Source organism: Paraburkholderia sp. SUR17 (assembly GCF_029536165.1).
In the GTDB taxonomy this organism is placed as follows: domain Bacteria; phylum Pseudomonadota; class Gammaproteobacteria; order Burkholderiales; family Burkholderiaceae; genus Paraburkholderia; species Paraburkholderia kururiensis.
Genome location: NZ_CP120508.1, coordinates 3,320,193 through 3,340,530, shown reverse-complemented (window position 1 = coordinate 3,340,530; position 20,338 = coordinate 3,320,193). Strand labels below are relative to the sequence as shown.

The following is a 20,338-nucleotide window of genomic DNA, read 5'->3' as shown; positions in this document are numbered from 1 at the left end:
GAGCCCGCAAGGCAAGGCAAGGCAAGGCAAGGCGGCGCGCGTGTCGGCCTCAAGTCGCCCCCGGTTTAAAATACGCGCCTCTTCCGTTACCGCCATTACCGGCTCGCCGCGAGTTTCCACCATGTCCTCTTTCATCCAGACGCTCAACGACGCATGGCAGCGCGCCAATTCGCTGCTCTGCGTCGGCCTCGACCCCGAGCCCTCGAAGTTTCCCGGCGCACTCGCGAACCGGTCCGATGCGATCTTCGAGTTTTGCCGCACGATCGTCGATGCCACCGCGCCCTACGCGTGCGCGTTCAAGCCGCAGATCGCCTACTTCGCCGCGCACCGGGCGGAAGATCAGCTCGAAGCGCTGATCGCCCACATCCACGCACATCATCCCGGCCTGCCCGTGATTCTCGACGCCAAGCGCGGCGACATTGGCAGCACCGCCGAGCAGTACGCGCGCGAAGCCTTCGAGCGCTACGCCGCGGACGCCGTCACCGTGAATCCGTACATGGGCTTCGATTCGATCGAGCCGTACCTCGCGCATGCGGGCAAGGGCGTGATCGTGTTGTGCCGCACGTCGAACCCCGGCGGCTCCGACCTGCAGTTTCTCGAGACGGGCGGGCGTCCGCTTTATCAGGTCGTCGCGCAACTCGCGGCGCAGAAGTGGAATGTGGGCGGCCAACTGGGCCTCGTGGTGGGCGCGACGTTCCCGAAGGAAATCGAAGTGGTGCGCGGTATCGTGGGCGACATGCCGCTCCTGATTCCGGGCATCGGCGCACAGGGCGGCGACGTCGAAGCCACGGTGCGCGCGGGCCGCACGGCAGCGGGCACGGGCATGCTCATCAATTCGTCGCGCGCGATCATCTACGCCGGCAAGGGCGACGACTACGCGCAGGCGGCGGCGCGTGCAGCGCAGGAAACGCGCGACAAGATCAACGCGTATCGATGAACCGGTGGGGTGAATCGACGGGTGATTCTTTGGCCGGTGACTCGTGACGGCCTGCGGGCGTGTCAGCCGGCGTGTTGGCCAGACGCGCCGCCAGGCCGCAACTGAACGATGAGTTCGCGATGCGCGGGATACTGCGCCGCGAGTGCATCGACATCGGCCAGTTCGAATTCGCTGAATTCGAAGCCCGGCGCCACGGTGCAGCCCACCAGCGCGAAGGTCGCGGGATCGGTGCAGCGTGCGGCGAACCAGTCGCCCGCGCGGACCACCGCCTGAAACGTCGTGCCAGGGTGGTCCAGCGCGTTGCCTAGCCGGTGAGTGACGAGCGCGCCGGTGGCTGCATCGAGCACGTAGACCTCGAGCGGCGCGCCGGCGTAGAAGTGCCAGACTTCGTCGGACCGGATACGGTGCCACGCCGAATGTGCGCCATTGCACAGCAGGTAGTAGATCGCGGTGGAGGCCGAACGCGCGGCGCTGGAATCGGCGTTCGGCGTTGCGCCCGCGCGCCACACCTGGTCCGCCGCGCGCCACGTTTCGCGATAGAAGCCGCCTTCGGGATGCGGCTGCAAGTCGAGGCGTCGGATCAGTTCTTCCACAGCGATGCCGGTGGCCGTCATGGTCGCGCTTCCTTTGCTGCTTATCGTTCTTTCTCGTCGAGTAATGCGAGCAGCCCGCGCAACGCGTGTGCGGCGGCCTGTACGCGGATCTGTTCACGGTCACCCTTGAACACGAGCGTTTCGGCGGCCGTGTGCAGCCGGTTGCTCCACGCGAACGAGACCATGCCGACCGGCTTCGTTTCCGTGCCGCCGCCCGGTCCCGCCACGCCCGTAATCGCGAGCGACACCTGCGCGCGGCTGTTGCGCAGCGCGCCCTCGGCCATGGCGCGCGCAACCTGCTCGGAGACCGCGCCGTGCTTCTCGATCAACTCGGCGGGCACGCCGATCATCTCGCTCTTCGCCTGATTCGAATACGTGACGAAGCCGCGCTCGAACCAGCCGCTGCTGCCGGAAATATCGGTGATCGCGGTGGCGACCATGCCGCCTGTGCAGGACTCGGCGGTCGTGAGCATCAGGCGCTCGTCGCGCAGCTTGTTGCCGGCGCGGATCGCGAGCTGGTGAACGACAGAATCGGTAGGCATGGTCGAGCAGGGTGAGCGTGGACAAAAGCGCGTAAAGAGGCGCGCATGAACAAAACGCCCGAGCGAAACCGTCTGTCAGACGGACATGCGCCAGAGCGCGACCACGAGCAGCGTGAAGAATGCCGCGACGAGGTCGTCGAACATGATGCCGAAACCGCCTTTGAGCCGCCGGTCGAAGTAGCGGATGGGCGGCGGTTTCACCATATCGAAGAAGCGGAACACCAGGAACGACCAGAGCTGGCCGCTGAACGACACGGGCATCACCATCAGCAGCACGAGCCAGAATGCCACGATTTCGTCCCAGACGACGGGCGAGGGGTCGTCGGTGCCCATTTTCTTCGCCGTGAAGCCGGTGATGCCGATGCCCGCAACGAAGCCGCCGACGATCAGGATGCCCCACTCCAGCACCGTCAGATAGCGGCTCAGCGCCATGAACGAAAGCCACGCGAAGAGCGTGCCCATCGTGCCCGGCATGATGCGCGAGAGCCCGCTGCCGAAGCCGAGGGACACGATGTGCAACGGATGCGAGAGCATGAAGCGCGCACTCGCGCGGCGCGGGGCGCTTGTGGTGTTGGATGCCGCGTCGGAGGTGGCGTTCGGGTTGGCGCGGCTTGAGGAAACGGCGTCGTCTGGCGATGCGGGCGAGGGCGTTTCTGCGCTTGCGCCGCTGGTCGACGGCGAAGCGGACGTGTGCGACGTCGCAGGAACTTGCGGCGCCTCGGGCGCGCGGGGCACGTCTTCGGCCGGAGTCGGCGTGGGTTCAGTCTGCATGGAAATGATCGAAGCCGTGCAACGTCAGGGGAAGCGGGTTGCCCGCCGCGTCGCGCCACGTGATGGCCGGCGCGGCGTCCGCGTTTTCGGGAGGAACTATTGTACCGATGCGCGTTACCGGCACTCCCGCCCGTTGCGCCGCTGCATCGACTGCATCGCGCGCATTGGGCGGCGCCGTGAAGCACAGTTCGTAGTCGTCGCCGCCTGCGAGCGTGCAGCGGCGCTGCACGTCGGGCGCGAGGCGCGCCAGCGCGGCCGAGCGTGGCACTGCGTCCGCATCGATCACGGCATTGACGCGCGAGCTCTCCAGAATGTGCTGGAGGTCGCCGGCAAGGCCGTCCGACACGTCGAGTGCCGCACTCGCAATGCCGCGCAGCGCGAGTCCCAGCGCCACGCGCGGTTCCGGGCGTTCCAGCGCGCGACGGAACGTCGCGGCATCGGCGTCGGCGGCGTGCCATTCGCCGCGCAGGATACCGAGGCCCGCGCGCGCGTCGCCTGGTGTGCCGGAGACCCACACGTCGTCGCCTGGCTGCGCGGCATCGCGACGCAGCGCCTGTTGCGGCGGCACCGCGCCGAACACGGTGATGCAGATGTTGAGCGGGCCTGCGGTCGTATCGCCGCCCATGAGTTCGCAGTCGAAGCGGTCCGCGAGTTCGAAGAGACCTGCGCTGAACGCTTCGAGCCAGTCTTCGCGGGCGGCGGGCAGCGCGAGCGCGAGCGTGAAGCCGAGCGGCCTTGCGCCCATTGCCGCGAGGTCCGAAAGATTGACGGCGAGCGCCTTGTGACCCAGCGCGTGCGGATCGACGTCGGGAAAGAAGTGGCGGCCTTCCACGAGCATGTCGGTGGAGACGGCGAGCACTTCGCCGGCGGGTGGCGCGATGAGCGCGCAGTCGTCGCCGATGCCGAGCGCCGCGTGGTGGACGCGGCCGGTGCGGGCGCGGCGGGCGAAGAAACGGTCGATGAGCGAGAACTCGGAAAGCATGGCCGGAAGGCGTGGCAAGGCTCGTGGATAGTGAAAACCCGAAGGCAATGTCGTCAGGCATTCGCAAGAACGCGCAACGGTCTCAAAGGCAGGCTGGATTGTACGGCGAGCCCCGTCTGACGCGGCTTCACGGCCGGTTCGCGGTGTACTGTTCAGTACGTTCCGGTCGCGGCACCTGCGCCTGAAGTGAAAGCAATCGGCAGGGGGATTGGCGCTACAATGCAGCCGACTGTCTCTCGAAGATCCATTCTAATCCGCACCAGAAGCCCGCCTCTCATGTCGAATTCCGCCAATACCAAGCTTCGCGAAGCCGCGCTCGATTATCACGAATTCCCGAGCCCGGGGAAGATCGCGATTGCGCCCACCAAGCAGATGATCAACCAGCGCGACCTCGCGCTCGCCTATTCGCCGGGCGTGGCGTTCGCCTGCGAAGAGATCGTCGAGAACCCGCTGAACGCGGCGCGCTTCACGGCACGCAGCAACCTCGTGGGCGTGGTGACCAACGGTACGGCGGTGCTCGGGCTCGGCAACATCGGGCCGCTCGCGTCGAAGCCTGTCATGGAAGGCAAGGCGGTGCTGTTCAAGAAGTTCGCCGGCATCGACGTGTTCGACATCGAACTCAACGAATCGGACCCGCACAAGCTGGTCGACGTGATCGCCGCGCTCGAGCCGACCTTCGGCGGCATCAACCTGGAAGACATCAAGGCGCCGGACTGCTTCATCGTCGAACGCGAATGCCGCAAGCGCATGAAGATTCCCGTCTTCCACGACGACCAGCACGGCACCGCGATCGTGGTGGCCGCGGCCGTGACCAACGGCCTCAAGGTCGTGGGCAAAGACATCTCGAAGGTGAAGCTGGTGACGTCGGGCGCGGGTGCGGCGGCGCTGGCGTGCCTCGACCTGCTCGTCGACCTGGGTCTGCCGATCGAAAACATTCTCGTGACCGACCTCGCCGGCGTGGTCTACAAGGGCCGCACCGAGCTGATGGACCCGGACAAGGAGCGCTTCGCACGCGAAACGAGCGGACGCACGCTCGCCGAGGTGATCGAAGGTGCCGACGTTTTCCTCGGCCTCTCCGCAGGCGGCGTGCTCAAGCAGGAGATGGTCAAGCAGATGGCGGCCAATCCGCTGATTCTGGCGCTCGCGAATCCGACGCCGGAAATCCTGCCGGAGCTGGCGCTCGAAGTGCGCCCGGACGCCGTGCTCGCCACGGGCCGCACGGACTACCCGAACCAGGTCAACAACGTGCTGTGCTTCCCGTTCATCTTCCGCGGCGCGCTGGACGTGGGCGCCACGACGGTGACGCGGGAAATGGAGATCGCCGCGGTCAACGCGATTGCCGAACTGGCGCGCCAGGAGCAGAGCGACATCGTCGCGACGGCGTATGGCATTCAGGATCTCTCGTTCGGCCCTGAGTATCTGATTCCGAAGCCCTTCGATCCGCGCCTCATCGTGAAGATCGCGCCCGCCGTGGCGAAGGCCGCGATGGACTCCGGCGTGGCGACGCGTCCCATCGAGGACATGGAAGGCTACGTGCAGCACCTGCAGCAGTTCGTCTATCACAGCGGCACGACGATGAAGCCCATCTTCCAGCTCGCGCGCAGCGCGGAGCCGGAGAAGAAGCGCATCGTGTTCGCCGAGGGTGAGGAAGAGCGCGTGCTGCGCGCCGTGCAGATCGTGGTGGACGAGAAGCTGGCCAAGCCGATCCTGATCGGTCGACCTTCGGTGATCGAGCAGCGCATCGCGCGTTATGGCCTGCGGCTCGTGGCCGGCCAGGACTACACGGTGGTCAATACCGACCACGATGAGCGCTACCGCGACTTCTGGCAGACGTACTACAAGTTGATGTCGCGCAAGGGCATCAGCGAGCAGATGGCGCGGCTCGAGATGCGCCGCCGCACCACGCTCATCGGCTCGATGCTCGTGAAGAAGGGTGAAGCCGACGGCATGATCTGCGGCACGATCAGCACGACGCACCGCCACCTGCACTTCATCGATCAGCTGATCGGCAAGCGCCCGGGCTGCAGCGTCTATGGAGCCATGAACGCGCTCGTGCTGCCGGGCCGGCAGATCTTCCTCGTCGATACGCACGTGAACGTGGACCCGACGCCGGAACAGCTGGCGGAAATCACGATCATGGCGGCCGAGGAAGTGCGCCGCTTCGGCATCGTGCCGAAGATCGCGCTCGTCTCGCACTCGAACTTCGGCACGAGCAACGCACCGTCCGCGCAGAAGATGCGCGACGTGCTCGAAATCCTGAAGACACGTGCACCCGACCTCCAGGTGGACGGCGAAATGCATGGCGACGTGGCGCTCGACGCCAACCTGCGCCGCGAGGTGCTGCCCGACTCCACGCTCGAAGGCGACGCGAACCTGCTGGTGATGCCGAACATCGACGCCGCCAACATCTCGTACAACCTGCTGAAGACGGCGGCGGGCAACAACATCGCGATCGGGCCGATCCTGCTGGGCGCCGCCAAGCCGGTGCACGTGCTGACCGCTTCGGCCACCGTGCGCCGGATCGTCAACATGACCGCGCTGCTGGTGGCTGACGTGGCGGCGGCACGTCAGAACGCTTCGGTTCGCTGACGGAGCGTTGGAGAGCGGCTGATGTCAGTACGGCGTATGCCGTTTGCATCGGCCGCGATATCGGTAGTACGTCCCGGGTAGTATGTCCTCACGCAGCGTGAAGGCGCGCTAAAGCCGCCTCGTAAGGGCCAACTGCAGCGCCTGTGAAAAATTCAAACCAGAACACGCAGTCGTGGCCTGAGCGGCAAAGTACAGACGAAAAAAAGGCGTGCCCGAACGGGCACGCCTCGAGGTAAAGCGCACAGTCGCTGCCCTCAAACTGCCACCTACAGGCTTGGGCTACAGCACACGAACCCTCATGCAACAGCGGTGGCAACCGTCGCGTTCGCATACTGTGCTGCAATTTTATCTCGATTGAGATAAATTTATCTGTGAACTATCGTCAACACAGACGGATCGTGTGGGCGCGCAATGTTCAGCCGAGGCGGCGAAAAGCCTTTCGGTTACCCGGCCATCATTGATTCCCGCGACTAATAGCGATACCCTTACACCTTTCATGGTCGTCGAACTCGTTTATTCGATAGCGGGAATGTGATACATGGCACGCAAGTGGCTCCGCAACGGCGTGCTAGTCGCCGCAACGAGCGCCGTCCTCGCGGCCGGCAATGTGGGCGCACTTTTCGCTGGCAACGCGCTTGCACGCGAGCTTCCCGCTCCTGTAGCGGAGGGCTCGCAAGACGCCCAGGGTGTCGTCACGCGGGCCCAGCTGCCGCCGCAGGCGGTCAATACCTTGAACCTCATAGCGGCTGGCGGACCTTACCCGTACGATAAGGACGGCGTCGTATTCGGCAACTTCGAGCGTTTGCTGCCGCCGCACCGGCGCGGCTATTACCACGAATACACCGTCCCTACGCCTCGTGCGCGCAATCGTGGCGCGCGGCGCATCGTCTGCGGCGGTCCGCTGCGGCGAATCGACAACTGTTATTACTCCGACGACCACTACGCCAGTTTTAAACGCATTGTTGAATGACATTGGGATGAGCGGCATGAGCGACAACATCTACGCGCACGACTCCGGGGTCGCGACGGATCTTTTCGCGGCCGGCGAAGGCAATCTGTTCCAGCGCGTCGTGCAGATGCACGCCACCGGTCAGGGCAGGGACATCCAGGGCGAAGCCAGCACTATGCTTTCAACGAACGAAGGGTCCACGGGCCTGTTCAGAACGGTACGACCGAACATCGTGCAATCGATCCGCGCGTTTCGCGTGCAGGAACTGGCCGACGAAGCGAACCGCCTCCAGCAGCATTTCCTCTACGCACACTGCGCGAACGCGCAGAGCAAGCAGGAAGTGCTCGAGACGATTGCCACGTCGTTCCTGTTTCCGAAGCACTTCGGCAAGAACTATGACGCGCTCTACGACTGCCTCACCGACCTCGTGCACAAGGCCGGCACGCAACCGGGCTTCGTGATCGTGCTGGAAGGCTTGCCGATCGCGCAGAAGTTCGACAAGGAAGGGCGCGAAACGCTGCTCGACGTGTTTCGCGAAGCAGCCGAGTTCTGGGCTGAACGCAAGGTGGCGTTCCGCGTGTTTTACTCGTTCGCCTGACCTGAGCGGCACGACAGGCGCCACAGCGCCAGCCGACATTGCAAGGCCCGCCTCACGGCGGGCTTTGTGCTTTTCGGGCCGGGATTGTTAAACGAGCGGACGGCTCACCAGCCGCCCCAACGCGCCGCCAGCGCCGCGAGTACGGCGATGCCGGCCGTTTCGGTGCGCAGCACGCGTGGGCCGAGCCCGATCGCGGTAAAGCCACGCTCTCGCGCAGCCGCTTCTTCGTCGGCGGAAAGGCCGCCTTCGGGGCCGATCAGTAGCGTGACGTTGCCTCGCGGCGCCTCGTGCGGGAGTGCCGCGAACGGCTGGTTCGCGCGCGGCGAGAGCAACAGGCGCATTTCTCCTTCAGCCGGCGATGTCGGCAGCGATTCCAGCCAGGCATCGAGCTCCTGAGCAGCCGCCACGTCGGGCAGCCGATTACGTCCGCATTGTTCGCAGGACGCCTGAACAATGCGTTGCCAGTGCAGTTGCCGCCGGGCCGCCCGATCGCCGCTAAGCCGCACGACGCTGCGCGCCGTGACGAGCGGCACGAACGCCGCCGCGCCCAGTTCCACTGCTTTCTCGATCAACCAGTCCATCTTGTCGCTGCCCGCAATGCCTTGGGCCAGCGTGAGCCGGTAGGGCGGCTCGGCTTCCACGGCACGGAATTCGCCCACCCGCACCTGGGTATCGCGCCTGCCCATCTCGACGATTTCTGCGTCGAACTGGCCGCCTTCTCCGTTGAAGAGTTCGATGGTGTCGCCAGAGTGCAATCGCAGCACCTGAACGTGGCGCGTGACGTCGTCCGGCAACTGCAGCGTGGCGCCCGGATGAAGCGCGTGATCGACAAAGAAACGGGGCATGACGCGGATCTCTTCCTTCTATTCCTTCACTTCTGTCACGACAGATGGCGCGCAAGCGCCCAGCGGTAGCCGTCCAGATCTTCGATCTGCGCGAAACGGTCGCCCCAGAACTGGTCTTGCGGCTCGCTCAGCGACTTCGCGCCGGCTGCCAGCGCGCGGGCGTACGTGCCGTCGACGTCGTCCACGTACAGGTAGAACGATTGCGGCGCGATGGCGCCTGCGCTGCGCGGCGTTTTCGCCGCCGAGCCGAACGCGCCTTCGGGCGCGAACATCACGATGAGTTGCTGCTGGTAGGTCATCTCCACGTGCATGATGGCGCCGTCGTCCTGTACGCAGTCGCGCACGCGAAACCCGAACGCCGTTTCGAAAAAGGCGATGGTGGCGTGTGCGTCGCGCACGGTCAGGTACGGCGTCAACCACGGCACTCCGGCTGGGCGTGGGGCATCCATCGAACGTTCCTCCTCGGGGCGGGCGGGGCGGATTGCAGAAAACCCGACGACACGCGGCCGGAGGGCGTGTCGTCGGTGCGAGGTCAGGTGCAAGCGATGCGGCTTCGTCCGGCGGGACGGTCCGCACGGACTGGCTCAGGGGCCCTAGTTTATCGCGTGCCGCACGGGGGCCAAAGGGACGCCAAGGGAACACCAAAAGCGCGCGGGCGCACCGCTTGCTGATGCTCTCGCGCGACGAAGGCGTGTCTGCATCGCGAGCCCTACCGCAGGTCGCATGCCTTGGCGAAACCCGCGCCGGCGTGCCGTCCCGGGCCGTTTTGGGCGCCGCCGTCGTCGCCGGATCGGCCGGGAGCCTCCGGTTCGATCTGTTAGAATGACGTGCTTTGCAGCCCTGTCCGTTTGCTCTGCCCGTTTCGCGTCTTCCGGCGCCGCACCGTGCGTCGGAGTTGACGGGCCACCGAGCCTCCGGACTGCCCGCACCGCTGCGCACGCCGCCTTTTTGCACTCTCGTTCTCCGGACTCGACATGACGACCCCGTCTCCCGTTCCCACTTCCCTCATGGCCAACGCGATTCGCGCGCTCGCCATGGACGCCGTTCAAAAGGCGAACTCCGGCCACCCGGGCATGCCGATGGGCATGGCCGAAATCGCCGTTGCGCTGTGGTCGCGCCATCTGCGGCACAACCCGGTCAATCCGCACTGGGCCGACCGCGACCGCTTCGTGCTCTCGAACGGCCACGGTTCGATGCTGCTGTACTCGCTGCTCCATCTGACGGGCTACGGCCTGCCGATGGCAGAACTCGAGAACTTCCGCCAGCTGCATTCGAAGACGCCGGGCCACCCCGAATACGGCATCACCGTGGGTGTGGAAACGACCACGGGCCCGCTCGGCCAGGGTCTCGCAAATGCAGTGGGCATGGCGCTCGCCGAGTCGCTGCTCGCCGCTGAGTTCAACAAGCCGGACGCGAAGATCGTCGATCACCACACGTACGTGTTCCTCGGCGACGGCTGCCTGATGGAAGGCATCTCGCACGAAGCCTGTTCGCTGGCGGGCACGCTCAAGCTGAACAAGCTGATTGCGCTCTACGACGACAACGGCATCTCGATCGACGGCGACGTGGTGAACTGGTTCCACGACGACACGCCGAAGCGCTTCGAGGCCTACGGCTGGCACGTGATTCCCCATGTGGACGGTCACGACGTGGATGCCGTGGACGCTGCGATCGCGCAGGCGAAGAAGTCGGACCGACCCACGCTCATCTGCTGCAAGACGGTGATCGGCAAGGGCGCGGCCACCAAGGCCGGCGGCCACGACGTGCACGGCGCGGCGCTGGGCGCAGACGAAATCGCGAAGACGCGCGAAGCGCTCGGCTGGAAGTGGGAGCCGTTCGTGATTCCGCAGGACATCTACGCGGCGTGGGATGCGAAGGAATCGGGCGCGCGTTTCGAATCGGCATGGAACGAAGCATTCGCGCAATACAAGGCGAAGTACCCGCAGGAAGCCGCGGAGTTCGAGCGCCGCAGCGCCGGCAAGCTGCCCGCCGACTGGGCGCAGAAGGCGCAGGCCATCATCGCGGGCGCCAACGAGCGCGCCGAAACGGTGGCAACGCGTAAAGCCTCGCAGCAAACCATCGAAGGCCTGGCTGCGGCGTTGCCGGAACTGCTTGGCGGCTCGGCCGACCTGACCGGTTCCAACCTCACGAACTGGAAGGCGTCGAAGCCCGTGCGCGCGCCGCGCGCCGGCGAAACGGCCATCCAGTGGGGCAACCACATCAACTACGGCGTGCGTGAATTCGGCATGAGCGCGGCCATCAACGGCATGACTCTGCACGGCGGCTACAGGCCGTTCGGCGGCACTTTCCTGACGTTCTCGGACTACAGCCGCAACGCGCTGCGCATGGCCGCGCTCATGAAGGTGCCGTCCATCTTCGTGTTCACGCACGACTCCATCGGCCTGGGTGAAGACGGTCCGACGCACCAGTCCATCGAGCATCTCTCGAGCCTGCGCCTGATTCCGAACCTCACGCTCTGGCGCCCCGCGGACACGGTCGAAACGGCGGTGGCCTGGACTCAGTCGATCGAGCATCACGGTCCGTCGTGTCTCGTCTTCAGCCGGCAGAACCTGCCGTTCTCGCCGCGCACCGACGCGCAGATCGCGAACATCGCGAAGGGCGGCTACGTGCTGCGCGACTGGGACGAAGAAGTGGTCGCGCGCAAGGTGATCCTGATCGCGACCGGCTCGGAAGTCGAACTCGCGCTGAAGGCCGTCGAACCGCTCGCGCGGGAAGGCATTGCCGCGCGCGTGGTGTCGATGCCGTCTACCAACGCATTCGACCGGCAGGACGCCGAGTACCGCGAGCGCGTGCTGCCCAAGGGCGTGCGCCGCGTCGCCATCGAAGCGGGCGTGACCGATTTCTGGCGCAAGTACGTGGGCCTCGAAGGCAGCGTGGTCGGTATCGACACGTTCGGCGAATCGGCGCCCGCAGGCGTGCTGTTCAAGTACTTTGGCTTCACCGTCGAGCACGTCGTGGACGCGGCGAAGGCTGCACTGGACTGATGCGCGCCGGTGTCCCGGCGGGCTGGCGCGACGTCGTGCCGCTCGGCGGGATCCGTCGATCAGCGGATACTAGAAGGTATTTTTTTTGCCATCCATCAGGAGATAAACCATGACGATTCGCGTTGCAATCAACGGCTATGGCCGGATCGGCCGCAACACGCTGCGTGCCTTCTATGAAAGCGGCAAGAAGCACGACATCCAGTTTGTCGCGATCAACGACCTCGGCGATGCCAAGACGAACGCGCACCTCACCCAGTACGACACGGCGCACGGCCGCTTCCCGGGTGAAGTCGGCGTGGATGGCGATTACCTCGTCGTGAACGGCGACCGCATCCGCGTGCTGGCCAACCGCAACCCGGCCGAGCTGCCGTGGGGCGAGCTGGGCGTCGACGTCGTGATGGAATGCACTGGCTTCTTCACCACGAAGGAAAAGGCGAGCGCGCACATCAAGGGCGGCGCGAAGAAGGTGATCATCTCCGCGCCGGGCGGCAAGGACGTGGACGCCACCATCGTCTACGGCGTGAACCACAACGCGCTGAAGGCCGAGCACACGGTGATCTCGAACGCATCGTGCACGACGAACTGCCTCGCGCCGCTCGTCAAGCCGCTGAACGACAAGATCGGCGTGGAAAACGGCCTGATGACCACGATTCACGCGTACACGAACGACCAGGTGCTGACCGACGTCTATCACGAAGACCTGCGTCGCGCGCGCTCGGCCACGCACAGCCAGATCCCGACGAAGACGGGCGCGGCTGCCGCTGTGGGCCTCGTGCTGCCGGAACTGAACGGCAAGCTGGACGGCTACGCGATTCGCGTCCCGACCATCAACGTGTCGATCGTCGACCTGTCGTTCATCGCGAAGCGCGACACCACGGTGGAAGAAGTCAACGCCATCATGAAGGAAGCCTCGGAAGGCGCGCTGAAGGGCATTCTGGGCTACAACGTCGCGCCGCTCGTCTCGGTCGACTTCAACCACAATCCGGCTTCGTCTACGTTCGACGCCACGCTCACGAAGGTGTCGGGCCGTCTCGTGAAGGTGTCGAGCTGGTACGACAACGAGTGGGGCTTCTCGAACCGCATGCTGGACACGGCGGTGGCGCTGGCTACCGCGAAGTAATTGCCGTCGTGCAGGCGGGCGCGCTTAGGCGCGTTCGCTTGCGGGCAGTGGTCCGGTGCAGGATGCGGACCACAAAACAAAGACGCCACGGAAGCGATGCTCTCCGTGGCGTCTTTGTTTTGGCGTGGCGCGTTCGTTCGTGCCGCTTCAGGCCGTGCGTTGCGGAGTCGGAAAGTACACCCCCGCGCGCTGCGCCGCATTCGCGATGTGGACCTCGATGGCGCGCCCCGTCGCTTCGCTGTTGCGCGCCTTGAGTGCGTCCACGATTTCGCGATGCTCGTGATACGTCGAGAGCAGCAGCTCGCGGCGGTAAAACGGCATCCGCTGGCTTTCCTTCATGATGTCGGCGCTGCTGCGCAGAATTGCTTCGATGGCGGCATTGCCGGCGAGGCTCACGATGCGCATGTGGAAATCGAAGTCCAGTTGTGCCGCTTCGTCCAGCTCGCCTGCGGCCAGCGCGCCATGCAGTGCGGCGACGTTTTCGTCGAACCACTCGACGTCGCTGTCCGTGATCGCGAGCGCCGCCATTCGCGCGACAAAGCCTTCCAGCGCGTAACGCATCTGATAGGTGTCCGGCAGCGACGACTGATCGGCGAAGCGCCAGGCCTGCGGGGTGCTCGCCTGTGCGTTCTCGACGTAGACGCCCTTGCCGGCCCGAATCTTCAACATGCCGAGCGCTTCGAGCCGCGAGAGCGCTTCGCGCAGCGACGCCCGGCTGATGGCGAGTTCCTCGGACAGTTGACGCTGCGCGGGCAGCAGGCTGCCCACCGGATAGGCGCCGCCTTCGATCCTTTCGCGGATGGTGGCGATGGCGGTGTCGGTAACGGTGTGCGGGACGTTCTTCATGATGCTCCGGCAGCGTGGTCTGACCGGCATTCTAAACCGATGTCGCCGATGCCGCGCCTGCCCACGAAACCGGGAACCAACCGACAGGGCGTCACATGAGTCCGGGGGTAAACCCCGTTTTTTGATTTCTTGACGCAACTATATCGGCTTCCTACTATCCGCCATAACAGTACTGGTCAGACCAGTATGAACTGTTGAATCCGGAACAGGAGGCCGCCGTGTCGAGGTTTTTCAATTCGCTGTTTGGGCGGGTAGTGATCGCCCTCGTCGTGGGCGTCGCCCTCGGCGCGCTGTATCCGCAGTTCGCCCAGTCGCTTCAGCCGCTGGGCGACGGCTTTCTCAAGCTCATCAAGATGGTGATCGGGCCCATCGTGTTCTGCGTCGTGGTGAGCGGCATGGCCCATGCCGGCGACTTGCGCAAGGTCGGCCGCGTCGGCATCAAGTCGGTCGTCTACTTCGAAATCATGACCACGATTGCGCTCATGATCGGCGCGGTGCTGGCCTGGGTGACGCGACCGGGCGCCGGCATGAACGTCGACGTGAAGACGCTCGATGCGACGGCGCTGACCACCTACGCGACGAACGCGAAGAGCCTGAAGGACACGGCCGGCTTTCTGCTGAAGATCATCCCCGACACGCCGTTCGACGCCTTCGCCAAAGGCGACGTGCTGCAGATTCTCGTGTTCTCCGTGCTGTTCGGGGCGGCGCTCTCGCTGCTCGGCGAAAAGGGGCGGCGCGTGGGCACCCTGATCGACGACATCGCCCAGGTGTTATTCCGCGTGATGAGCTTCATCATCAAGCTCGCGCCGCTCGGTGTGCTGGGCGCCATTGCATTCACCACCGGCAAGTACGGGGTGGGATCGCTCAAGCAACTGGGCCTGCTCGTGATGGTGTTCTACGCGAGCTGTTTCGCGTTCGTGGTGGTCGTGCTCGGCGTGGTGATGCGGCTCGCGGGTTTCAGCGTGTTCAAGCTGATCCGCTATCTGCGCGAGGAACTCTCGATCGTGCTCGGCACCGCGTCCTCCGACGCCGTGCTGCCCCAGGTCATGCGCAAACTGGAATGGATGGGCGTGAAGGACTCGACGGTCGGCCTCGTCATTCCCACGGGCTATTCGTTCAACCTGGACGGCTTTTCGATCTATCTGACGCTTGCCGTGCTGTTCATCGCACAGGCCACCAATACACCGCTGTCGCTGCACGACCTGATCGTGGTGCTGCTGGTGTCGCTCGTCACGTCGAAGGGCGCGCACGGTATTCCGGGCTCCGCGATCGTGATTCTCGCCGCGACGCTTTCCGCCATTCCGGCCATTCCGGTGCTCGGGCTCGTGCTGATCCTGCCGGTCGACTGGTTTGTCGGCATTGCCCGCGCGGTCACGAACCTGATCGGCAACTGCGTGGCCACGGTGGTGGTGGCCGTGTGGGAGAACGACATCGACAAGGCCCGCGCGCGCCGCGTGCTCGATTTCGACCCGACGCTGCGCTTCGGCGCGGCCGACGCGCAAGCCCTGCCGGCCGGCGTACCCGCAACCGCACAAGCGGCTGCCGGCGACGAGCTTCGTGCGGTCTGATCGCGTTCTGAACATCGCGACGGATGGCTGCGAACCGGGTGTTGCCAATGCAATGGAGCAATCGAGCGCCGTCCGTCGTGAGCGCGTCATGACTTCATCCTGATTCCCCATCGGCCGGCTCGCACCTGATGCGAGCCGGCCGCGAGCGCCCCTCATGCACAGTGGGCCCGCAAGCGCGGCTTCCCGTTCTTCCTCTTCCTCTTCGACCTGAAAACATGGCTACTCCGATCCTCGATCCGAACGCGCCCGCCTTCACGCGCCGCTACATGAATCTGGCCGACCCGCGTCTGGGCGCAAAGGCGCTCGTCGCCAGCGACGAGTTTTTCGCGCCGAAGGAGCGCATGCTCGATCCGCTGCCCGCGGTGTTCATTCCGGGCAAGTACGACGACCACGGCAAGTGGATGGACGGCTGGGAGACGCGCCGCAAGCGCACCGCGGGCCACGACTGGTGCATCGTGAAGCTGGCGCGGCCGGGCGTCGTGCATGGCGTCGATCTGGATACGAGCCACTTCACGGGCAATTTCCCGCCGGCCGCTTCGCTTGAAGCGTGTTATGCCGAAGGCGACCTGCCGCCCGACGACATCGAATGGCATCCGCTCGTGCCTGCCACGACGTTGCAAGGTAATCAGCACCACTACGTGACGGTGCTGCCCACCGCGCCGTGCACGCATATTCGCGTGAACCTTTATCCCGATGGCGGCCTCGCGCGGTTGCGTGTCTACGGACAGCCGCAGCGCGACTGGACGCACGTGGAAGCGGGTGCGTTGGTCGATCTGGCCGCCGTCGAAAACGGCGCCTGGCTGGTGACGGCCAACAACCAGCATTTCGGCGCCGCCTCGCAGATGCTGATGCCGGGCCGCGGCGTGAACATGGGCGACGGCTGGGAGACGCGTCGCCGTCGCGAGCCCGGCAACGACTGGGCGATCGTCGCGCTGGCGCGTCCGGGCGTGATCCGCAAGATCGAAGTGGACACGGCGCACTTCAAGGGCAATTTCCCCGACCGCTGCTCGCTGCAAGCTGCACACGTGGTGGGCGGGACGGACGAATCGCTCGTCACGCAGGCCATGTTCTGGCCCGTGCTGCTGCCCGAAATGTCGCTGCAAATGGACCACGTGCATACCTTCGAGGCCGCGCAGCTGGCGTCGCTCGGCGTGGTCACGCACGTGCGCTTCAACATCTATCCGGACGGCGGCGTATCGAGACTGCGCCTGTGGGGCGAGCTCGCATGAGTACGTCTGCGATCGCGAAGAACGTGCTGTGCGTCGAACCGCTGGCGCGCGAAACGTTCGCACCGTTCGGCGACGTGATCGAACTTGCCGGCGCGCGGCATTTTCCGATCAACGGCGGCACCACCGAGCGTTATCACGACCTCGCGACGCTCGACGTGTGCGCCGACGGCGGCCGTCCGCTCGTCAACGTGTTTCGCGCGCAGCCGCGCGCGCTACCGTTCGAGATTGCGCTGATGGAGCGGCATCCGCGCGGCAGTCAGGCGTTTCTGCCGCTCGCTTGCGCGCGCTATGCCGTGGTGGTGGCGCCTGCGGGCGAGTTCGACGCCTCGCGCATGCGTGCCTTCGTGAGCAACGGCTGGCAGGGCGTCAACTACGCGAGGGGTGTCTGGCACCATCCGCTGATCGCGCTCGATCACGTGAGCGATTTCGTGGTGATCGATCGCGGCGGGGAAGGGCCGAATTGCGACGAGATCGCGCTCGAGCATTCCTGGCAGCTCGTTTTGTCGGAGCGGCCAGGCGAGGTAGAGAGGTAGCGGGAAGTTGGCGAGGGTGGGGAAAGGCGCGTTGCCGACGCTGCGTTGGAGCCTGCCTCAGGCCGCGGCGTCAGCGGCCCGCTGCATCAATGCTTGCGATGCGGGCAGTTTTCTTTCGTGCACGCGCCGTACAGCGCGAGGGCATGCTCCTGTAGCTTGAAACCGCGCTCGGCCGCAATGGCCTGCTGGCGCTTTTCGATTTCGGCGTCGAAAAATTCTTCCACGCGCCCGCAATCGAGACACACCAGATGGTCGTGGTGCGACCCTTCGTTCAGCTCAAAAATCGCCTTGCCCGATTCGAAGTTGCTGCGTGTGAGAAGACCCGCCTGCTCGAATTGCGTCAGCACGCGATAGACCGTGGCGAGCCCGATGTCCAGTTCCTCGTGCAGCAGGTTGCGATAGACGTCTTCGGCCGTGAGGTGACGCACCGGACTTTGCTGAAATATCTCCAGGATCTTGAGGCGCGGCAGGGTCGCCTTGAGCCCGATGTTCTTGAGATCGGTTGGATTGGTCATGACGATGAGTCCCTGGAGTACAATGCAGGGTTCTAATGGTAATGGGTTTTTGCCGTTCCGGTCATCTATCGACAGAATACGCGCGGCTTCACGCCTGAAAGGGCAGCCCGCACGGTGAGGGACATGATTCCAGAATTTCAATTGATCAACCGGGGCAGCCGTTCGGCGCGCACCATGACGGGCGTCCTTATCGCGGCAGCATGCGTGGTTCTGGCCGGATGTTCGACCTACGACAGCCTGACTCAGCGTATCGCCCAGCGCATTACGCCGTATCGCATCACCGTCGTGCAGGGCAACTTCGTCTCGAAAGAGGCGGCCGCGCAGATGCGGGTAGGCATGTCCCGCGCCGAAGTGAAGCAGCTGCTCGGCACGCCGCTCCTCACGGACATGTTCCACGACGACCGGTGGGACTACATCTTCTACTTCAAGCGCGGCTCGACCTCCGTCGTGCAGCAGCGTGACTTCATCGTGAACTTCGCGGGCGACCGCGTGGCGAGCTGGTCGGGCGGCGACGATCTGCCGTCCAACCTGGAACTGCTTGCCGAGATCGATGGCGACAAGAGCGGCAAGAAGGCGAAGCCCGTAGCCGCTGCGCCGGCGAGTGCGGCAAGCGCTGCGCCGGCCGCTGCGGCCGCGCCGGCAAGTGCGCCGTATGCGCCCACGGTGCCGGACACGGCGGGTCAGCCCGGCGTTGCGGCGGATGCCGCCGCGCTGCCGCAGACCGATCCGAACGCGCAGGCCGCCCAGGCCGCGAACCGCGCGACCAACGCGGTGCAGACGCCGTCAGCCAGCGGATCGTCGGCACGGGCCAACGCGCCGCGCAGCGGTGTGGGGGTGCCGTCCAGCGTCGATACCACGCCGCAGCAGCAGATCCAGTTGCGTCGCAAGCCGGCGCCGGCCCCTACGGCGCCGGAGTCGAACCCGGTTGGACCCACGGGCACGCAGGACAATAGCAGCACGGCGCCGACGCACAACGCGCCGCTCACGTCTTCGCCGACGTCTTCAAATGGGCAGGGAGCGGGCGGCTGACCTGACGGTCCGCCATACGAGCGGGCCGCGCGCAGCGCGGTCCCGCCGTGATTTCCGCCTACCCTCCGACTTGCTGGAAAGCTCATGAAAATCGCCATCGCCGGTGCATCGGGCCGAATGGGCCGCATGCTGATCGAAACCGTCCTCAACGATCCCGATGCGACGCTTGCCGGCGCGCTGGACCGCGCGGATTCTCCCCAGCTCGGTCAGGACGCGGCGGCGTTTCTCGGCAAGACGAGCGGCGTGCCGCTCACGAGCGATATCGACGAGGTTTTCGCAAAAGCCGACTACCTGATCGACTTCACGCGGCCCGAAGGCACGATGACGTACATCGATGCCGCGTTGCGTCACAACGTGAAGCTCGTGATCGGCACCACGGGCTTCGAGCCCGAGCAGAAGTCCCACGTGCAGGCTGCGGCGGAAAAGGTCGGCATCGTGTTTGCCGGCAACATGAGCGTGGGCGTGAACGTCACGCTCAAACTGCTCGAATTCGCGGCGCGCTACTTCGCGACCGGTTACGACATCGAGATCATCGAAGCGCATCACCGTCACAAGGTGGATGCGCCGTCCGGCACGGCGCTCATGATGGGCGAGGCGATTGCCGGCGCGCTGGGCCGCAATCTGGACGACTGCGCCGTGTATGGCCGTCACGGCGTGACAGGCGAGCGCGATCCGTCCACCATCGGCTTTTCGGCCATTCGCGGCGGCGACATCGTGGGCGACCATACGGTGCTCTTCGCGGGCATCGGCGAGCGTATCGAGATTACGCACAAGTCCGCGAGCCGCCAGTCTTATGCGCAAGGTGCGATGCGCGCCGTGCGCTTCCTCGAAGGCCACGCCACCGGCCTTTACGACATGCAGGACGTGCTCGGCCTGCGCTGAGCGCGCCGTCCCCTATCCCGCGCCGTGCGCAGCGCGGCAACGGCCACCGGCGTAGCGAGGTCCCATGGCAGCAAGCACCGGTATCCTTCACTACCTCCAGACGAGTGACGCGATCACGCACGCGGTGGCCTGGGTGCTGCTCGCGATGTCGATGGCGAGCTGGTGCTTCCTGCTCGTCAAAACCTGGATGCTCGTGCGCGCGAAAACCCAGGGGCCGCGCGCCCTCGCGCAGTTCTGGCAGGCGAAGACGCTTGCCGAAGGCGTAGACGCGGTGCGCCGCGCCGACCGCGAACGTATCTTCCTGCCGCTCGCGCAGGCGGCACAGCAGGCTGCCGAAGCGGACCTCCCCGGCGCGCTGCTCGCCCGTGTGGACAGAAGCGAACGCGTGCTTCGCGCGTTGCGTCAGGCGCTCAATACCTCTCAGCGTCGGCTCGAATTCGGCCAGGTGCTGCTCGCTTCGGTGGGCAGTACGGCGCCGTTCGTTGGCCTGCTCGGAACCGTCTGGGGCATCTATCACGCGCTGGGCAGCATCGCGTCGAGCGGCCAGGCCGCGATTGAAAACGTGGCGGGCCCCGTGGGCGAAGCGCTCATCATGACGGCGTTTGGCCTTGTGGTCGCGATTCCGGCGGTGCTCGCGTACAACATACTGGGCCGCCTCGCGCGCCAGCTTTCCGAAGACCTGGACGGCTTCGCACACGACCTCCACGCGTACGTCTGCGGACCCGATGCCCATGACGCCCCGGCGCCGCCGCGCGAACCGCAACGCGACGCGAGCGGGCGTCGGGTGTCCGCAGGCTGAGACACG

Annotated in this window: 19 protein-coding genes and 1 pseudogene; 12 read left to right on the top strand and 8 right to left on the bottom strand. The window is 65.4% G+C overall.

Annotated features, from left to right (window positions below; all coding sequences use genetic code 11):
* Positions 1-121 precede the first annotated feature (121 nt).
* A complete protein-coding gene (gene pyrF, locus P2869_RS14825) occupies positions 122-937 on the top strand; it encodes an orotidine-5'-phosphate decarboxylase (RefSeq protein ID WP_277596867.1) in 816 nt (271 codons plus the stop codon).
* 62 nt (positions 938-999) lie between these two features.
* Here the strand turns inward: pyrF and P2869_RS14820 are convergent, their stop codons facing one another.
* The 4 genes from P2869_RS14820 to thiL all read right to left on the bottom strand — a co-directional run bounded on the left by P2869_RS14820 (position 1,000) and on the right by thiL (position 3,825).
* A complete protein-coding gene (locus tag P2869_RS14820) occupies positions 1,000-1,551 on the bottom strand; it encodes a cupin domain-containing protein (RefSeq protein ID WP_199543836.1) in 552 nt (183 codons plus the stop codon).
* A 20-nt stretch (positions 1,552-1,571) separates the two neighbouring features.
* On the bottom strand, positions 1,572-2,072 hold the full coding sequence (locus tag P2869_RS14815) for a CinA family protein (RefSeq protein WP_017777061.1): 501 nt from the start codon (positions 2,070-2,072) through the stop codon (positions 1,572-1,574).
* Between the two features lie 75 nt (positions 2,073-2,147).
* Positions 2,148-2,843 carry a phosphatidylglycerophosphatase A gene (locus tag P2869_RS14810; RefSeq protein WP_346833733.1) on the bottom strand — a complete coding sequence of 232 codons (696 nt, stop codon included), beginning with the start codon at positions 2,841-2,843 and terminating at the stop codon, positions 2,148-2,150.
* The gene (gene thiL, locus P2869_RS14805; protein WP_017777059.1) at positions 2,833-3,825 is read right to left on the bottom strand and encodes a thiamine-phosphate kinase; all 993 of its coding nucleotides are present in this window, start codon (positions 3,823-3,825) and stop codon (positions 2,833-2,835) included. The genes P2869_RS14810 and thiL overlap by 11 nt, the downstream gene beginning before the upstream one ends.
* A 276-nt stretch (positions 3,826-4,101) precedes the next feature.
* On the opposite strand from thiL, the gene P2869_RS14800 reads away from it, so the two are divergent.
* The 3 genes from P2869_RS14800 (at position 4,102) to P2869_RS14790 (ending at position 7,961) form a co-directional block, all read left to right on the top strand.
* Positions 4,102-6,414, top strand: coding sequence for an NADP-dependent malic enzyme (locus tag P2869_RS14800; protein WP_017777058.1), 2,313 nt, complete (start codon positions 4,102-4,104; stop codon positions 6,412-6,414).
* Between the two features lie 538 nt (positions 6,415-6,952).
* Positions 6,953-7,384 carry a ribonuclease gene (locus P2869_RS14795; RefSeq protein WP_017777057.1) on the top strand — a complete coding sequence of 144 codons (432 nt, stop codon included), beginning with the start codon at positions 6,953-6,955 and terminating at the stop codon, positions 7,382-7,384.
* Positions 7,385-7,400: 16 nt separating this feature from the next.
* Complete coding sequence (locus P2869_RS14790) at positions 7,401-7,961, top strand: barstar family protein (RefSeq protein WP_026121903.1); 561 nt, start codon at positions 7,401-7,403, stop codon at positions 7,959-7,961.
* Between the two features lie 104 nt (positions 7,962-8,065).
* Here P2869_RS14790 and P2869_RS14785 read toward each other — a convergent pair whose 3' ends face one another.
* Both P2869_RS14785 and P2869_RS14780 read right to left on the bottom strand, forming a co-directional pair.
* Complete coding sequence (locus tag P2869_RS14785) at positions 8,066-8,806, bottom strand: 16S rRNA (uracil(1498)-N(3))-methyltransferase (RefSeq protein WP_017777055.1); 741 nt, start codon at positions 8,804-8,806, stop codon at positions 8,066-8,068.
* 35 nt (positions 8,807-8,841) lie between these two features.
* Positions 8,842-9,255, bottom strand: a complete 414-nt coding sequence (locus P2869_RS14780; protein WP_026121902.1) for a VOC family protein — start codon at positions 9,253-9,255, stop codon at positions 8,842-8,844.
* A gap of 525 nt (positions 9,256-9,780) precedes the next feature.
* Between P2869_RS14780 and tkt the strand changes: the two genes are divergently transcribed.
* Positions 9,781-11,811, top strand: a complete 2,031-nt coding sequence (tkt, locus tag P2869_RS14775) for a transketolase (protein ID WP_026121901.1) — start codon at positions 9,781-9,783, stop codon at positions 11,809-11,811.
* Positions 11,812-11,920: 109 nt separating this feature from the next.
* Positions 11,921-12,931 (top strand): type I glyceraldehyde-3-phosphate dehydrogenase, encoded by a 1,011-nt coding sequence (gene gap / locus P2869_RS14770; protein WP_017777052.1) that lies wholly within the window; start codon positions 11,921-11,923, stop codon positions 12,929-12,931.
* Positions 12,932-13,078: 147 nt separating this feature from the next.
* Here the strand turns inward: gap and P2869_RS14765 are convergent, their stop codons facing one another.
* Positions 13,079-13,777, bottom strand: a complete 699-nt coding sequence (locus P2869_RS14765) for an FCD domain-containing protein (RefSeq protein ID WP_277596866.1) — start codon at positions 13,775-13,777, stop codon at positions 13,079-13,081.
* Between the two features lie 218 nt (positions 13,778-13,995).
* Here P2869_RS14765 and P2869_RS14760 point away from each other — a divergent pair.
* From P2869_RS14760 to P2869_RS14750, 3 genes and pseudogenes are all read left to right on the top strand, one after another.
* Positions 13,996-15,240: pseudogene (locus P2869_RS14760) on the top strand (C4-dicarboxylate transporter DctA); the annotation flags it as partial.
* Between the two features lie 320 nt (positions 15,241-15,560).
* The gene (gene alc / locus P2869_RS14755; RefSeq protein ID WP_277596864.1) at positions 15,561-16,574 is read left to right on the top strand and encodes an allantoicase; all 1,014 of its coding nucleotides are present in this window, start codon (positions 15,561-15,563) and stop codon (positions 16,572-16,574) included.
* Entirely contained in the window at positions 16,571-17,107 is a 537-nt protein-coding gene (locus P2869_RS14750; protein ID WP_017777048.1) for an ureidoglycolate lyase, read from the top strand. The genes alc and P2869_RS14750 overlap by 4 nt, the downstream gene beginning before the upstream one ends.
* A gap of 86 nt (positions 17,108-17,193) precedes the next feature.
* On the opposite strand, the gene fur is transcribed toward P2869_RS14750, so the two are convergent.
* A complete protein-coding gene (gene fur, locus P2869_RS14745; RefSeq protein ID WP_017777047.1) occupies positions 17,194-17,622 on the bottom strand; it encodes a ferric iron uptake transcriptional regulator in 429 nt (142 codons plus the stop codon).
* A 123-nt stretch (positions 17,623-17,745) separates the two neighbouring features.
* On the opposite strand from fur, the gene bamE reads away from it, so the two are divergent.
* From bamE to P2869_RS14730, 3 genes are all read left to right on the top strand, one after another.
* The gene (gene bamE / locus P2869_RS14740; RefSeq protein WP_277596863.1) at positions 17,746-18,651 is read left to right on the top strand and encodes an outer membrane protein assembly factor BamE; all 906 of its coding nucleotides are present in this window, start codon (positions 17,746-17,748) and stop codon (positions 18,649-18,651) included.
* An 84-nt stretch (positions 18,652-18,735) separates the two neighbouring features.
* Positions 18,736-19,533 carry a 4-hydroxy-tetrahydrodipicolinate reductase gene (dapB, locus tag P2869_RS14735; RefSeq protein ID WP_277596862.1) on the top strand — a complete coding sequence of 266 codons (798 nt, stop codon included), beginning with the start codon at positions 18,736-18,738 and terminating at the stop codon, positions 19,531-19,533.
* Between the two features lie 64 nt (positions 19,534-19,597).
* On the top strand, positions 19,598-20,332 hold the full coding sequence (locus P2869_RS14730; RefSeq protein ID WP_199543845.1) for a MotA/TolQ/ExbB proton channel family protein: 735 nt from the start codon (positions 19,598-19,600) through the stop codon (positions 20,330-20,332).
* The last annotated feature ends 6 nt before the right edge of the window (positions 20,333-20,338 follow it).